The organism is Sphingopyxis witflariensis (genome assembly GCF_002205635.1).
GTDB classification, from domain to species: Bacteria; Pseudomonadota; Alphaproteobacteria; order Sphingomonadales; family Sphingomonadaceae; genus Sphingopyxis; species Sphingopyxis witflariensis.
The window spans coordinates 696085-711229 of record NZ_NISJ01000001.1 but is presented as its reverse complement, the minus strand read 5'-3'; the positions used below and the strand labels follow the sequence as shown (position 1 = coordinate 711229).

Genomic DNA, 15145 nt, shown 5'->3' with positions numbered 1-15145 from the left:
TCGTCAGAAGGTCAGCGGGCCATCGAGTTCCTTCACCTGCCAGGGCAGGCCATGCTTGTTCAGCATGTCCATGAAGGGATCGGGGTCCATCTGTTCCATGTTGAATACGCCATCACCGTTCCATGTGCCCGTGACCATCATCGCGGCGCCGATCATCGCGGGGACGCCGGTGGTGTAGCTGACCGCCTGATTTCCGGTTTCGGCATAGGCGTCCTCATGGTCGCAGATGTTGTAGAGATAGAGCGTCTTTTCCTTGCCGTCCTTGCCAAGGCCGGTGGCGATGACGCCGATGTTGGTCTTGCCCTTGGTCGTCTCACCCAGGCTCGAAGGCTCGGGGAGCACGGCCTTGAGGAACTGCAACGGCACAATCTCACGGCCTTCATACATGACGGGGTCTATCCGCGTCATGCCGACATTCTGCAGAACATTGAGGTGGGTGATATAGGCCTCGCCGAAGGTCATCCAGAAACGGATGCGCTGGATTTCGGGCAGGTGCGTCTTCAGGCTTTCGATCTCCTCATGATACATGAGGTACATCGTCTTCGGCCCGACGGCTTCGAAATCGAACTGCTGCTTCACCGACATCGGCGGGGTTTCGACCCAGTCGCCATTTTCCCAGTGGCGTGCAACTGCGGTCACTTCGCGGATGTTGATCTCGGGATTGAAGTTGGTCGCGAAATGCTGGCCATGATCGCCGCCGTTGCAGTCGAGAATGTCGAGCGTGTCGATGCGGTCGAAATGATGCTTGCGGAGCCAGGTGGTGAACACGCTCGTCACGCCGGGGTCGAAGCCAGAGCCCAGCAGCGCCATCAGGCCGGCATCCTTGAAGCGGTCCTGATACGCCCACTGCCAATGATATTCGAACTTCGCCTCGTCGCGCGGTTCGTAATTGGCGGTGTCCATATAATGCGCGCCGGTCGACAGGCACGCCTCCATGATCGTGAGATCCTGATAGGGAAGCGCGAGGTTGACGACATGCGTCGCACCGATTTCGCGGATCAGCGCTGCGGTAGCTTCGATATTGTCGGCATCGACCTCGGCGGTCTTGATCGTGACGCCGGTGCGGGTCTTGACCGAATCCGCGATCGCGTCGCATTTGAACTTGCGACGGCTGGCCAGCGTGATGTCGGGGAAGATGTCGGCGTTCATTGCCATCTTGTGGACCGCGACCGAACCGACGCCGCCTGCGCCGATCACCAGAACCTTGCTCATGAAAAATCTCCTGTGCGGACCTTTGCCGCCTTGTCTTGTATGAACGGCCCTATAGGACGAAGCCATGACACAGCAAAGCCCCGATCCCCTTCTCAATCCCCATCGCGCGCCCAGGCTGGCCGGTGTCGAACGCGCGGCGGCGAAAGTCGCTGCATTGCTACCGCAGACACCGCTGTTGCCGCTGGAGGTCGATGGACAGACGATCTGGTGCAAGGCCGAGTGTCTGCAACCCGTCGGCGCGTTCAAGATTCGCGGCGCGTGGCACCGGCTGACCGACCTGACCCCCGAACAGGCGGCGGCGGGGGTGGTCGGCGTGTCGAGCGGCAATCATGCGCAGGGTGTCGCGTGGGCGGCGAAGCGGCTGGGTATTTCCGCGACGATCGTGATGCCGAGCAACGCGCCGAAGATGAAGCTCGCGGCGACGCGCGCGCTGGGGGCGGAGGTCGTGCTGTACGACCGCCTGACCGAATCGCGCGATGCTGTCGCGGCGGCGCTGCTCGAGGAAAGCGGCGGGACGCTTGTCCACGCTTATGGCGATCCGTGGATCATCGAGGGGCAGGGGAGCATGGGGATCGAGGCGCGCGTGCAGATGAAGGCGCGCGGTGTCATTGGCCCCGATCGTATCGTCGCCGGTTGCGGTGGCGGGGGTCTGTCGGCGGGGCTCGCGCTCGCATGCCCCGATGCGGAGGTTTTTGCGGTCGAGCCCGAGGGCTGGGACGATGTGACGCGCAGTCTGGTCGCGGGCGAAATATTGTCGGTCGAGGATCTGGCCTGGCCGACCGAATGCGACGCGCTCCAGACGCCTCAGACCTGGCCGATCAACTTCGCGGTATTGCAGGCACGCGGCGTGCGCGGTGTCGTTGTGACGCGCGAAGAGGTGCGTCATGCGATGCGCGTGGCGTTCGAGAAATTGCATCTGGTGGTCGAGCCCGGCGGTGCGGCGGCGCTCGCAGCGGTGCTGGCGGGGAAGGTCGCGGTCAGCGACGCGACGTTGGTCACGCTGTCGGGCGGCAATGTTGACCCGGCGCTCTATGCGGAAATTTTGGCGGGATAGGTCGCGGATACTTATTCGCCGCGGTGCGTTTGGACGGGGAAGGAGAAGCATGATGAAAGCGAGCATGATCCTGATGGGGGCCGCCGCGATGGCGCTGCTGACCGGGTGCGAAAAGGCTGAAGCGCCGGCGCCCGTCGACACGACGATGACCGAGGTTCCGATCGAGACGGTTCCGTCCGAAACACCGCCTGCCGAAGACGCCGCAACCGCGCCGCACCGCTTTGCGAACTGGGCGGGAAAATGGACGGGGCCGGAGGGCATGTATGTCACCATCACAGCCGCCGAGCCGGGCAAATATAAGCTGGAAATGCAGTCGGACCTCGACACCAAGGGGACGTACGACGGCAGCGACAGCGAGCATGGCATCCAGTTTGCGCGCGGCACCGAAAAATTGTCGCTCACGCGTGCGAGCGGCGATGAAACCGGCCTCAAATATCTGGCGGACAAGAAAGAGTGCCTGAAGGTCAAGGACGGCGAGGGTTATTGTCGCGATTGATAGACCAACCCGTTTTCTCTTGCGTCATTCCCGCGAAAGCGGGAATCCAGCGGATATAGTAAAAGCTGGATTCCCGCCTTCGCGGGAATGACGAGGGGGTGGGATGAGCGAAATTATGGCGGCCGGTAAGGCCGATCATGCGGCAGTAATCGAAACGCTGGCGCAGGCGTTCCAGACCGACCCTGCCTTGTCGTGGATCTTGCCCGACGCCGCCCACCGCGCTCGTGCGCTACGCAGCCTGTTCCGAACGCTTGTCCCCGCCGACGCCCGTGCCGGCGTTGCGCTCCGCGCCACTGGCGATGAAGCCGGCGCTCTCTGGCGTGCGCCAGGCCAAGCGCATGGCGGAACACTCGAATTCCTGCGCACCGTCGTCCCGCTCGTCGCAACCTTCGGCACAGCTCTGCCGCGCGGGCTCAAGGCGCAGGCGGGCATCGACGCGCATCGGCCCAAGGGGCGCTTCTGGTATCTCCACTATGTCGGCGTTCGCCCCGAACATCAGGGCAAGGGCCATGGCGGCCGGATCATCCGCGCGCAGACCGCTATTGCCGACGCCGAGGGGCTGCCGTGTTGGCTGGAAACCGCGACGCCGGAAAATGTGCCGCTTTACGAGCGGCTGGGCTTTGTCACGCAGGTTGAATGGGACGTGCCGGGCGGCCCGCATTTCTGGGGGATGATGCGGCCAAGCGCATCATCTTAGATCAGCAAGCTGAGTAGCGAACCCGCCGCGAGACCGACCGCGATCGCGAGTAGTGCCAAGGCTGCGAGTCTCAGCCAGCGATATTTGGGCAGCCGCTATCAAGCTTTCCGACCAGGAAAAAGTCGACGACGGCCTGAACAGCAACCGAGAGGATTTCGCCGATCAGTCCTCGAACCCGACGAACCGCACCGCGTCGTCGACGCTCTTGCGGTTCGACACCACCGCATTGGCCGGAAACTCTTCGTCGGGCCAACCCATCGCGACGCAGATCATGATCACCTGATCGTCAGGGATATGCGCATGTTCGCGCACGACGGGGCTTTGCATGATGCCCTGGCTGTTGATGACGCAGCCGAGCCCGCGCGACCAGGCGGCGTTGACCAGCGCATTGGTGACCGCACCGCAGTCGAAGGGCGCGATGTCGCTGCCGAGCAAAATGCGGTCATAGGTCACGACGATGCTGACCGGCGCATCGAACTGACGAAAACCGCGCAAGACCCAGTCCTGCCGCGCGTCCTTGTCCTCGCGTTCGATGCCCATCGCGCCGAACAATTGCTTGGCGATTTCGATCTGGCGGGCGCGATGGTCGTCGGCAATGCCATCGAAGCGACGAAATTCGCGGCTGTCGGGCTTTCCGCCGAGGATGCCTTCGGTGTTGCCGGCGCGGATCGCTTCGAGCGGCGCGCCGGTGACGACCGAGAAATTCCAGCACTGGTTGTTGAAGGACGAAGGCGCGCGCATCGCGACCCCGATCACTTCGGCGACGAGCGCCTTGGGCACGGGCTTGTCGAGGAAGCCGCGGATCGAGCGGCGTCCGACGACGATTTCGTCAAATGTCTTCATCGTCACCGTCACCGTCACTTTGGGCCGACTGAAGTTCGGCGAGGGCGATCCATTCCGGATCGTCAAACACTTGGAAGTCGATCGGATAAGCGTCTTTGTCGGCAAGGACGCGATTGAAATTGTCCATGAACTCGGACGTGTCGGGCGTATAGAATCGCCATTCGCGAACGCCGTTTTCGGTCAGAACGGCGACCCCGGAGCCCCAATATTTTTCGTGGTCGGCCGCTTCCAGAACCGCATCCTCGAACTCGGTCATCCGTTCGAGCGTATCGTCGTCGGGCAAAGCGCCCGCATTTGCATCGGCATATTGCCAACGGATGATGACTAAGTTTGAATAGAGCGCCCGGTCTGCGCTCGACGGCATCCCGCTTCGATAGCGCGACAAGGAGGGGCCATGTAGACCCATCCCTCTCGCTATGGCCCAATCATCCGTCGGGAAAATGCCGGAATCGCTCACGCGGCTTTCTTGAGTTCCAGATCCAGCCGGCCCCAGATTTCGGTCAGCGCCACGGTCAGCTCGCGCATCATCGCTTCGTCATGCGCGGGTCCCGGGGTGAAGCGCAGGCGTTCGGTGCCGCGCGGCACGGTCGGGAAATTGATCGGCTGAACATAGACGCCATATTCGGCGAGCAAAATGTCGCTGATCTTCTTGGCGCGCACCGGATCGCCGACCATCAGCGGGACGATGTGGGTGGTCGAATCCATCACCGGCAGGCCCGCGTCGCGGAAGCTCTGCTTGAGATAGGCCGCCGCCGCCTGCTGCGCGTCACGCTCGACGCTCGAGGCCTTGAGGTGGCGGACGCTGGCGAGGACGCCTGCAACGAGCACCGGCGACAGGCTGGTCGTGAAGATGAAGCCGGGCGCATAGCTGCGGATCACATCGATGATATTCTTGTCGGCGGCGATATAGCCGCCCATCACGCCGAAGGCTTTGCCCAGCGTGCCCTCGATGATCGTGATGCGGTGCGCCGCTTCGTCGCGGTCGCTGATGCCGCCGCCGCGCGGACCGTACATGCCGACGGCATGGACTTCGTCGCAATAGGTCAGCGCATTATATTTTTCGGCAAGGTCGCAGATCGCGTGGATCGGGCCCACGTCGCCGTCCATCGAATAAACGCTTTCGAACGCGATCAGCTTGGCGGCGTCGGGATCGTCGGCGGCCAGCAATTCCTCGAGATGCGCGAGGTCATTGTGGCGCCACACGCGCTTTTCGCAGCCCGAATTGCGGATGCCCGCGATCATTGAGGCGTGGTTGAGTTCATCCGAATAGATGATGCAGTTCGGCAGCAGCTTGCCGAGCGTACCGAGCGTCGCTTCGTTCGAGATATAGCCCGAGGTGAAGAGAAGCGCGCCGTCCTTGCCGTGCAGGTCGGCAAGCTCATGCTCGAGGTCGATGTGATAATGGGTGTTGCCGCCGATATTGCGGGTGCCGCCCGAACCGGCGCCGACATCGTGCAGCGCCTCTTCCATCGCTTCGACGACCTTGGGGTGCTGGCCCATCGCAAGATAGTCGTTCGAGCACCAGACGGTGATCGGCTTGGGGCCATTGTGCCCGGCGAAGCACCGTGCGTTGGGGAACGAACCCCGGTTGCGCAAAATGTCGATGAAGACGCGATAGCGTCCTTCTTCGTGCAGCCGGTCGATCGCGCGAGCGAAGATATCGTTATAGTTCAAGGTCAGCCCCGCCTGGTCTGTTGCCGGCGTCGCCCGTCTGGTGACTGCCGATGCGGGAGCCAATAACCCCGAAACTGGCCGAAATCCAGTGCGAACGATTCGCAACTCAATGGTTCGATGACTGTGATCGATCGCACGGCATTGTTGACCCGTGCGACGTATCGTGAAACGGAAATCGAGGTTTATGAAGGAGTTGCCCAATATGCGTTTGTTCACGGTTGCGATCTTGTCTGTTGCAGCGCTCGGGACGGGAGTTTCGGCCACGAAACCGGCCCCGACCCCAGCACCGTTCAACGGCGCGTGGATGATCTGCGAGGACTATCAGGGGTCGCGCATTTGCGACTATAACCTGCTCGCCCAGCGCGGTGACCGGGTCTGCGGCATCCAGAGCTATTTCGCGACCAATAGCGAGTATCGGCAGAGGTTCGTCGCAACCGCGAAGGCCAATGTGGCACGCATCGACAAGATCTGCGGCGACCCGGGGTCGGAGACCGACACCTATTGCGCGGGTGAGGCGCCGTCCGGCGCCGAGAAAGTCGGCTGGGGCACGTCCGACGAAACCTTGCTGGTGTGCGGCGGCCGCCTACACGGCGCTTCGGATGGCGACGCGCCGAGTTGCGCGAAGGTGAACCCGCAGGCCGGGCTGCCCAAGGTCCGCAGTCTGGGCGATCAAGCGCCGGAAGCGGCCGAGCGGGCGTGGCTAGCGTCGTGCGTCGGCGGCGCCGAATAGGCCCCTTCAGATCAGCTCGATACGGTCGATGCCGTAAGGCGCCAGCGTCGCGAGCGGTGGCGGCGGGCGGTCGTCGCTGCGCGTGAACACCGCGATGCCGGGCGTTGCGGTGGCGGGCCAGGCCTGGCCCTCAGTTAGCGCTGCGGTCCGGCGCGCAATGCCCTCGGCGCCGTCGATCAGGCGGACATGGGGGCCGGCAGCGGCCTGCAGCTCGTCCAGTAGCAGCGGGAAATGGGTGCAGGCGAGGACGATGACGTCCATTGCCTCGCCCCCCGGCTGGTCGCGAAGCCCGGCGATGGCGCGGGCCACGACGGCCGGGTCGATCATCCCGCCATTGAGCTTCGCCTCGGCGCCGGTGACGAGCCCGGGGCTGCCGTGGCGTAGAACCGTCTTGCCGACCGCGAACTTCGCACTGAGATCATCGACATAGGGCTGGCGCACCGTCGCCTCGGTGCCCAGCACGCCAATGACGCCGCTTTTGGTCAGCTCGGCGGCGGGCTTGATCGCGGGGACGGTACCGACGATCGGCAGGTCGAGCGCAGCGCGGATATGGGTGAGCGCGATCGTCGAGGCGGTGTTGCACGCGACGACGACGAGGCGCGGCTGATAGCGTTCGACGAGCCGCCCGAGCAGCGCCGGAACGCGCGCCGCCAGTTCGGCCTCGCTCTTCTCCCCATAAGGCAGTCCGGCATAGTCGGCGGCATAGACGATCGGCGCAGCCGGCAGCAGCGCGCGGGTCGGCGCGAGGACGCTCAGCCCGCCAAGGCCGCTGTCGAAAAAGAGGATTGGGGCGTCGGGGGATGGGGAGTGCATGGGTGTCGCGTAGCAGGCGGTGAAGTGGCGCTCAATCGTCAGTTCGCTAACATAGCTCGCAATGACGGTGGCAAGGTTGGATGACCGTCGCATACATGGGTTCTTGTCCATTCTGGCGCCCAACATCATCGAATCCGTTGCCTGCGCCGTTCAAAATCGGCACACTGGCGGCGAACGAGTGGGGAATGACATGACGATATATTTGCTGATCGCCGCGGGCTACTTCCTCGGCTCCATTCCCTTTGGCGTCCTGATTACCCGCGCTTTTGGGGCGGGCGACCTCCGCCAGATCGGTTCGGGTAACATCGGTGCGACCAATGTGCTGCGCACCGGGCGTAAAGGGCTGGCGGCGACGACCCTGATCCTTGACGGCGCCAAGGGTGCGGTCGCGGTGCTGCTCGCGCGCCATTTTGTCCCCGAACTCGGCGACGATGGCGCCATGATCGCGGGCGCGGCCGCAATGATCGGTCATTGCTATCCCGTCTGGCTGCGCTTCAAGGGTGGAAAGGGGGTCGCGACCTTGCTCGGCCTTTCGCTCGCGCTTGCCTGGCCGATCGGGCTGGTCTTTGCGGCAGTGTGGCTCGCCATTGTGCTGCTGCTGCGTATTTCGTCGCTCGGCGGGATGCTCGGCGCGGTCGCGGCGCCGGTCGCGGCGCTGGCGTTCGGCCATCCGACCTATGCGGTGGGTCTCGCCGGGCTTGCGGTTATCGTGCTGTGGCGGCACCGCGAGAATATCGCCCGGCTGCGCGCCGGGACCGAGCCGCGCGTCGGCGACAAGAAGGACGCCGAATGACCCACGCCGAGCGGCTGGCGCGGCTGCGGCTGATCCGCACGCCGCACGTCGGCCCGGTAAGTTGGCATCAGTTGATGATGCGCTTCGGCTCGGGCGAAGCGGCGCTTGAGGCGCTGCCCCATCTCGTGCTGCGCGGTGGCGCGGGGAAAGCGCGCATTGCTCCGGCCGAGGTTGCGCTGCGTGAGCTTGATCGCGTCGCGGAACTCGGTGCGCGGCATATATTCAGCGACGAGACGGACTATTCGCTGCTGCTCCGCGAAGTCGAAGGCGCCCCGCCGGTCATCATCGTTCGCGGTGACACCGCGATGTTGCAGCGCCCGTGCGTCGCGATCGTCGGGGCACGCAACGCGTCGGCAGCCGCGTGCCGCTTCGCGCGTCAGCTTGCCGTCGACCTCTCCGCGCGCGATGTCACCGTGGTGAGCGGACTGGCGCGCGGTGTCGATACCGCCGCGCATGTCGGCGCACTCGGCGGCGCGACCGCGGCGGTGATCGCGAGCGGGATCGATATCGCCTTTCCGCCTGAAAATGTCCAGCTTCAGGAAAAAATTGCGGTCGACCAGTTGCTGATCGCCGAACAGCCGCCGGGCACCGAACCGCTCGCGCGCCATTTCCCGTCGCGCAACCGCATCATTGCGGGGCTGGCGCAGGGGACGGTGGTGATCGAGGCAGCACCCAAATCGGGGTCGCTGATCACCGCGCGCCGGGCTGGCGATTATGGGCGCGAGGTGATGGCGGTGCCGGGGTCGCCGCTCGACCCGCGCGCGCAGGGCTGTAACCTTCTGATCCGTGAGGGCGCGACGCTGATCCAGAATGTTGATGATGTGCTGGAAGCCATTGGGCCGATCGACGCGCGGATGCTGCGCGAACCGGCGCGGCCCTATGCGGTGACAGCCACGCAGGGTGAGGCGGGTGAGGGCGACCGGCGTGCAATCGCCGAACTGCTCGGCCCGACCCCGGTTGCGATCGACGAACTGGTGCGCCAGTCGGGGCAGCCCGCCGCAGCGGTGCAACTCGTGCTGCTCGAGCTCGAGCTGGCGGGGCGTATCGAGCGGCACGCCGGGGCGCGAATTTCGCTGATGTGACCTGGCGCACTGCGCCGAAACGTCTCGCAATCTAGCCGTTCATCGCGGTTCAGCCACGGTTCACCGGCCGGACCGCAATTTAATGATATTGTGTTACATGGCGGGAGTTTGATGATGCGCAGCCGATTGCTGACGAGCGTGACGATGATGGCGATACTGGCGTCGGCGTCCGCGCCGATCCCGCTCGCCCAAGCCCGGACAGTCGCGGGGAAGCAGGGTTTCTGCCGCACCGCCGACCCGCTGCCGCGCCTGGGCGCCGAGGTCGAGCAAAATCGGCAGCAGACGGGCTATGGCGTTGGCGGAAAGCACCGGGAGAAGGTCGCGATGACATCGCCCCCGCCGCCGCCTGCTCCGCCGCCACCTCCGCCACCGTCGGCCTATATCGACAGCGCTTCCCCGGTGGTCAGCGAATCCCGCGCGTCGGCCAGCGCAGACGAAGCGAGCAGTGCCGAACCGGCGCCCGTCGCCGGTTCCTCGGGCGATTATCGGACGAGCCCGCCGATCGTGCCGCCGCGCCCCTGGCCGCGGCCGCAACCGCAGCCGCAGGCGGGGATTTTGACCGCGGGTGAGCATGACGATCTGCTGAACCCCGAACTTTACGCCGCCTATGTCAATCGCAGCGATCTGGGGCAGGATATTCGCGCCCTGCCTCGCGTCGACACGATGCGCGTCGTCACGGTGAAGGTGAACGACCGTAACGGCCAGCCGGTTCCTTTTGCCGATGTCGTCGTGACCTGTTCGGACGGCAACAGCATCACCATGGCGACGCAGGCCGACGGTAGCGCGGTCTTCTTCCCCGGCCTCGACCGGCTGAGCGAGCGGATCAGCGTGTCGGCGAAAAAGGCCGGGCGCGCGATCGCCGATGCGCGGCCCGTGCTGGTCGCCAATGCGCCGGGCGGGCAGTCGGTCGGGTTGACCACGAACCAGATGGCAACCAAGGCGACCAAGCTCGACCTGATGCTGGTGATCGACACCACCGGCAGCATGGGCGACGAGATCAGCTTTTTGCAGGCCGAACTTCGCTCGATCATCGGCGCGATCACCGCGAAGCACCGCGATCTCGATATCCGCATTGGCTTCGTCTTTTACCGCGACATCGGCGACGAATATGTCACGCGCAGCTTCGCCTTCGACCGCGACATCGGCAAAGCGCAGGGGATGCTGGCGCGGCAATCGGCGAACGGTGGCGGCGACTATCCCGAAGCGATGGATCAGGCGCTGATCCGTGCGGTGGGGCAGGAATGGCGCCCCGATGCGGTCAAGTCGCTGCTGCTCGTCGCCGATGCGCCGCCGCACAATGACAAATTCGGGCAGACCTGGGCGGCGGCCGAAGCCGCGCGCGCCAAGCGCATCCACATCACCCCGGTCGCCGCTTCTGGTGTCGCTGACGAGGCCGAATATGCGATGCGCGCGATGGCAGCGGCAACCCAGTCGCGATACTTGTTCCTGACCGACGACAGCGGGGTGGGCAATCCGCATGCACCGCCGGCGATCGACTGCTATCTCGTCACTCGCCTCGACGCGCTCGTCCGCCGCGTGGTCGACAGCCAGATCAGCGGCCGCCGCATCGAGCCCGAGGATCAGGAGGTGATCCGCAGCGTCGGCAACTATGACGCTGGCAAATGCGTCCTGCCTGCCGACTTCAAATGGCAAAGCTGATCGGGAAAAATCCAGCTTGACGGAATCAAGCTATCCCCGCCACCCTCGCGCGTACATGTGAGAGCCGGTAACGGGGATAGTTTTGAATGCAATTGGTAATCGTTGAATCGCCGGCCAAGGCGAAGACAATCGAGAAATATCTGGGCCGCGATTTCAAGGTGTTGGCGTCCTATGGTCACGTCCGCGATCTGCCGCCGAAGGACGGTTCGGTCGATCCCGACGACGGCTTTGCGATGCAGTGGCTGCTGTATCCCGACAAAGCGAAGCGGATGAAGGAAATCCAGGACGCCGCGAAAACCGCCGACCGTCTGATTCTCGCGACCGACCCTGATCGCGAGGGTGAGGCGATCAGCTGGCATGTGCAGGAATTGCTGCGCAGCAAAAAGGCGCTGCCGGGCGAGGTCGATCGCGTCACGTTTAACGCGATCACCAAGGATGCGGTGCTGACCGCGATGGCGAATCCGCGCGCGCTCGACGACGATCTGATCGACGCCTATCGTGCCCGTCGCGCGCTCGATTATCTGGTCGGTTTCACCCTGTCGCCGGTGCTGTGGCGCAAGCTGCCCGGCGCCAAATCGGCGGGGCGTGTCCAGTCGGTGACGCTGCGCATGATCGTCGAGCGCGAGCGCGAGATCGAGGCCTTTGTTGCGCAGCAATATTGGTCGATCACCGGCCTGTTCGAAATGTCCGGCACGCCGTTCAAGGCGCGCCTCGCGCGCTGGCGCGGCGACAAGATCGAGCGGCTCACGATCACCAATGAAGCCGATGCGCGCGCCGCCGAAGCCGATGTGAAGGCGGGCCATTTCACCGTCGATCTGGTCGAGACCAAGCCGCTTACCCGCAACCCGCCGCCGCCGTTCACGACCTCGACCCTGCAACAGGAAGCCGCGCGCAAGCTCGGTTTCTCGGCCAGCCACACGATGCGGATCGCGCAGGGCCTCTACGAAGACGGCGCGATCACCTATATGCGTACCGACGGCGTTCAGATGGACGGCAGCGCGATCAGCGCGGCGCGCAAGGCGATCGCGAACCGCTATGACGGCGGTTACGTCCCCGACCAGCCGCGCCAGTATCAGACCAAGGCGAAGAACGCACAGGAAGCCCACGAAGCGATCCGCCCGACCGACTTTTCGAAAGACAAGGCCGGCAGCGGCGATCATGGGCGGCTGTACGAACTGATCTGGAAGCGCGCGATGGCGAGCCAGATGGCGTCGGCGCGGCTTGAACGCACCAGCATCGATCTGACCGACGGCACGGGCAAGACGATGATGCGCGCCACCGGACAGGTTATCAAATTCCCGGGCTTCCTCGCGCTCTATGACGAAAGCCGCGACGACAGCGCGGACGACGACGATGCGCGCCTGCTGCCCGCAATGGCGAAGGGCGACGCGCCTGCAAAGACCGGGGTCGAGGTCGAAAAGCACGAGACCCAGCCGCCGCCGCGTTATTCGGAAGCGAGTCTCGTCAAGAAGATGGAAGAGCTCGGCATCGGGCGCCCGTCAACCTATGCCTCGATCCTCCAGGTGCTCAAGGACCGCGCCTATGTGACGGTCGAGAAGAACCGCTTCATGCCCGAAGAGAGCGGACGCCTGCTGACCGCTTTCCTCGAACGCTTCTTCGAACGTTATGTCCAATATGATTTCACCGCCGGGCTCGAGGAAGAACTCGACGACGTGTCGGGCGGCCGCGCGCAATGGCAGGCGGTGCTCGAACGTTTCTGGCGCGATTTCAAGCCGCGCACCGGCGAGGTGATGGAGCAAAAACCGTCGGAGATCACCGCGGAACTCGACATATTCCTCGGCCCCTATCTCTTCCCCGACAAGGGCGATGGCAGCGATCCGCGCATCTGCCCCAATTGCGGCACCGGCAAGCTGGCGCTGCGCGGCGGCAAGTTCGGCCCGTTCATCGCGTGCAGCAACTATCCCGACTGCAAATATACGCGGAAATTCGCGCAGCCGGGCGGCAGCGACGGCGCCGACACCGGCCCCGAAACGATGGGCACTGATCCCGAAAGCGGGCTGGAAGTGACGAAGCGCAGCGGGCGCTTTGGTCCCTATATCCAGCTCGGCGACGGCAAGGAGGCGAAGCGTTCGTCGATCCCCAAGGATATTCCGGCCGAGGATTTTGACCTCGACTATGCGCTGCGGCTGCTCAGCCTGCCGCGTGAGGTGGGAACGCATCCCGAAAGCGGCAATGTCATCATGGCGGGGCTGGGGCGCTATGGCCCCTATCTGCTCCACGACGGCAAATATGCGAAGCTGACCGGCACTGCCGAAATCTTTGAGATTGGCATGAACGCTGCGGTGGTCCGTATCGCCGAAGCGGCAGCAGGCGGCGGTCGCGGCCGCGCGAAGGTCGAGCCTTTGAAGACCTTTGGCGCGCATCCGACCAGCGGCGGCGACATGAAGCTGATGGCCGGGCGTTTCGGGCCCTATGTGACCGACGGCACGACCAACGCGACGCTGCCCAAGTCGATGGAGCCCGACGCGCTGACCGAAGAGGAAGCTATCGCGCTGATCGACGCGCGCGCCGCCAAGGGGCCAGCAAAGGGCAAGAAGAAGGCGCCCGCGAAAAAGGCGGCACCGAAAAAGGCCGCAGCCAAGAAAGCGCCTGCGAAAAAAGCGCCTGCGAAAAAGGCCCCGGCCAAGAAGAAGGCCGCTGCGGAGGAAGACGCCGCGGAATAACCACGCTCGCAATCAGCGCTTTCGCGGCGGCATAGCCATGATAGGGTGGCGCATCGGGAGAAAGTCCATGCGCCACCTGATTGCCACCCTGTCCGTCAGCCTGTCGGTCCTTGCGTCGCCGGTGGGAGCGCAGCAGGCGGGCGCGCTGATATCGGCCGAACCGATGCGCGATACCCCGGCGGGAATGCAGGCGTGGCAGGTGCGCTACTGGACGACCAATCAGGACGGCGTGCGGCAGGAAGTCACCGGCGCGGTCGTCGCGCCGCGCGAAGCGGTGCCGACACGCCCGCGCCGCGTGATCGCTTGGGCACATGGAACGTCAGGCGTGGTCGAAAAATGCGGGCTATCGACGCATCCGCTTTTCTTTCAGGCGACGCCCGGTCTCGAACAGGCGATCCGCGAGGGCTATGTCGTCGTCGCTCCCGACTATCCGGGGCTCGGCACGTCGATGCCGCACCCCTATCTGGTCGGCGGCGACACCGCGAACTCTGTGCTCGACGCAGTGCGCGCGGCGCGCGCGATCCCCGGTGCGGCGGCCGGCGGTCAGTTCGCCGTCTGGGGGGAATCCCAGGGCGGGCATGCCGCGTTGTGGACCGCGATTTCGGCGCGATCCTATGCCCCCGACCTGACCCTCGTCGGAACCGCCGCTGCGGCGCCGCCGACCGATCTCGCCGAAAATATGCGCAGGGCGAGCGAGCCCAATATCCGCGCGATGATGATGGCCTTCACGCTATACAGCTGGTCCGAACGTTTCGGCTATTCGCTGGGCGGGGTGGTGAACCGGGCGAACCAGGGCGTCGTCAAGCGGCTGGCGCAGAATAATTGCATCACCATCGGCAGCACACCCAAGCTCGGCACGATTCTGGGCATTGTGTCGGTGCGGGGCGCGTTGCGGAACAAGGATATGGGGCGGATCGAACCTTGGGCAGCGACGATGCGCGCCAACAGCGTCGATCCGGCGAGCGTGCCGGGGCCACTGCTGATCGCGCAGAGCATCGAGGACCCGCTCGTCGCATCGGCGGTAACGCGGAGTTTCGCGAAGAAGATGTGCAAGCGCCGCAGCGCGGTGCGCTGGATCGAACTTCCCGGTGGCGACCATGCCCACACCGCGCGAGATAGTGCTGTGGAGACACTGGCATGGATCAGCGCGCGGTTCGAAGGGCAGACGCCGCCGGATGACTGTCGGACGATCGGTTAAAGCATTCGTCCAGGGCGGCGCGATAGGTTCGGCCAACCCAATTCTGTCGTTCGACGATATGGATTTTTGATCCTGTGAGGCAGTTTGTTCTACTGCGCAAACGGATCGTGATTTGACGACTACCCTTTAGTCGGACAACGGCGCGAGCATCCAGCGCTTTGCTGCCAATCCACTCGATACGGACAATCTTTCCAGTGATGACGCTGTCGG

The 15145-nt window shown here is 64.4% G+C and carries 14 protein-coding genes; 9 read left to right on the top strand and 5 right to left on the bottom strand.

The window, feature by feature from the left end; all coding sequences use genetic code 11:
• Positions 1-3: 3 nt before the first annotated feature.
• On the bottom strand, positions 4-1212 hold the full coding sequence (locus CDQ91_RS03355; RefSeq protein ID WP_088471253.1) for a saccharopine dehydrogenase family protein: 1209 nt from the start codon (positions 1210-1212) through the stop codon (positions 4-6).
• A gap of 64 nt (positions 1213-1276) precedes the next feature.
• Between CDQ91_RS03355 and CDQ91_RS03350 the strand changes: the two genes are divergently transcribed.
• The 3 genes from CDQ91_RS03350 to CDQ91_RS03340 all read left to right on the top strand — a co-directional run bounded on the left by CDQ91_RS03350 (position 1277) and on the right by CDQ91_RS03340 (position 3459).
• On the top strand, positions 1277-2266 hold the full coding sequence (locus CDQ91_RS03350) for a threonine ammonia-lyase (RefSeq protein WP_088471252.1): 990 nt from the start codon (positions 1277-1279) through the stop codon (positions 2264-2266).
• 49 nt (positions 2267-2315) lie between these two features.
• Positions 2316-2762, top strand: a complete 447-nt coding sequence (locus CDQ91_RS03345; protein ID WP_237245790.1) for a hypothetical protein — start codon at positions 2316-2318, stop codon at positions 2760-2762.
• 103 nt (positions 2763-2865) lie between these two features.
• Positions 2866-3459: a GNAT family N-acetyltransferase gene (locus CDQ91_RS03340; RefSeq protein ID WP_088471250.1), complete on the top strand. Its 594-nt coding sequence runs from the start codon at positions 2866-2868 to the stop codon at positions 3457-3459.
• A 162-nt stretch (positions 3460-3621) separates the two neighbouring features.
• Here the strand turns inward: CDQ91_RS03340 and CDQ91_RS03335 are convergent, their stop codons facing one another.
• From CDQ91_RS03335 to hemA, 3 genes are read right to left on the bottom strand one after another with little or no spacing between them, the layout of a single operon-like run.
• Positions 3622-4302 carry a nitroreductase gene (locus CDQ91_RS03335; RefSeq protein WP_088471249.1) on the bottom strand — a complete coding sequence of 227 codons (681 nt, stop codon included), beginning with the start codon at positions 4300-4302 and terminating at the stop codon, positions 3622-3624.
• On the bottom strand, positions 4289-4759 hold the full coding sequence (locus CDQ91_RS03330; RefSeq protein WP_144036675.1) for a DUF695 domain-containing protein: 471 nt from the start codon (positions 4757-4759) through the stop codon (positions 4289-4291). Before CDQ91_RS03330 ends, CDQ91_RS03335 begins: the two co-directional genes overlap by 14 nt.
• Complete coding sequence (gene hemA, locus CDQ91_RS03325) at positions 4756-5976, bottom strand: 5-aminolevulinate synthase (protein WP_088471247.1); 1221 nt, start codon at positions 5974-5976, stop codon at positions 4756-4758. The genes CDQ91_RS03330 and hemA overlap by 4 nt, the downstream gene beginning before the upstream one ends.
• A gap of 202 nt (positions 5977-6178) precedes the next feature.
• Between hemA and CDQ91_RS03320 the strand changes: the two genes are divergently transcribed.
• Positions 6179-6706: a hypothetical protein gene (locus CDQ91_RS03320; protein ID WP_144036674.1), complete on the top strand. Its 528-nt coding sequence runs from the start codon at positions 6179-6181 to the stop codon at positions 6704-6706.
• A gap of 6 nt (positions 6707-6712) precedes the next feature.
• On the opposite strand, the gene murI is transcribed toward CDQ91_RS03320, so the two are convergent.
• Positions 6713-7519, bottom strand: coding sequence for a glutamate racemase (gene murI, locus CDQ91_RS03315; protein ID WP_088471431.1), 807 nt, complete (start codon positions 7517-7519; stop codon positions 6713-6715).
• 190 nt (positions 7520-7709) lie between these two features.
• On the opposite strand from murI, the gene plsY reads away from it, so the two are divergent.
• The 5 genes from plsY (at position 7710) to CDQ91_RS03290 (ending at position 14935) form a co-directional block, all read left to right on the top strand.
• Entirely contained in the window at positions 7710-8312 is a 603-nt protein-coding gene (gene plsY / locus CDQ91_RS03310) for a glycerol-3-phosphate 1-O-acyltransferase PlsY (protein ID WP_088471245.1), read from the top strand.
• A complete protein-coding gene (gene dprA / locus CDQ91_RS03305) occupies positions 8309-9394 on the top strand; it encodes a DNA-processing protein DprA (protein WP_088471244.1) in 1086 nt (361 codons plus the stop codon). The genes plsY and dprA overlap by 4 nt, the downstream gene beginning before the upstream one ends.
• 111 nt (positions 9395-9505) lie before the next feature.
• Positions 9506-11053 (top strand): VWA domain-containing protein, encoded by a 1548-nt coding sequence (locus tag CDQ91_RS03300; protein ID WP_237245789.1) that lies wholly within the window; start codon positions 9506-9508, stop codon positions 11051-11053.
• Between the two features lie 86 nt (positions 11054-11139).
• Positions 11140-13737: a type I DNA topoisomerase gene (gene topA, locus CDQ91_RS03295; RefSeq protein WP_088471243.1), complete on the top strand. Its 2598-nt coding sequence runs from the start codon at positions 11140-11142 to the stop codon at positions 13735-13737.
• A 67-nt stretch (positions 13738-13804) separates the two neighbouring features.
• The gene (locus CDQ91_RS03290) at positions 13805-14935 is read left to right on the top strand and encodes an alpha/beta fold hydrolase (RefSeq protein ID WP_158213607.1); all 1131 of its coding nucleotides are present in this window, start codon (positions 13805-13807) and stop codon (positions 14933-14935) included.
• Positions 14936-15145: the final 210 nt, after the last annotated feature.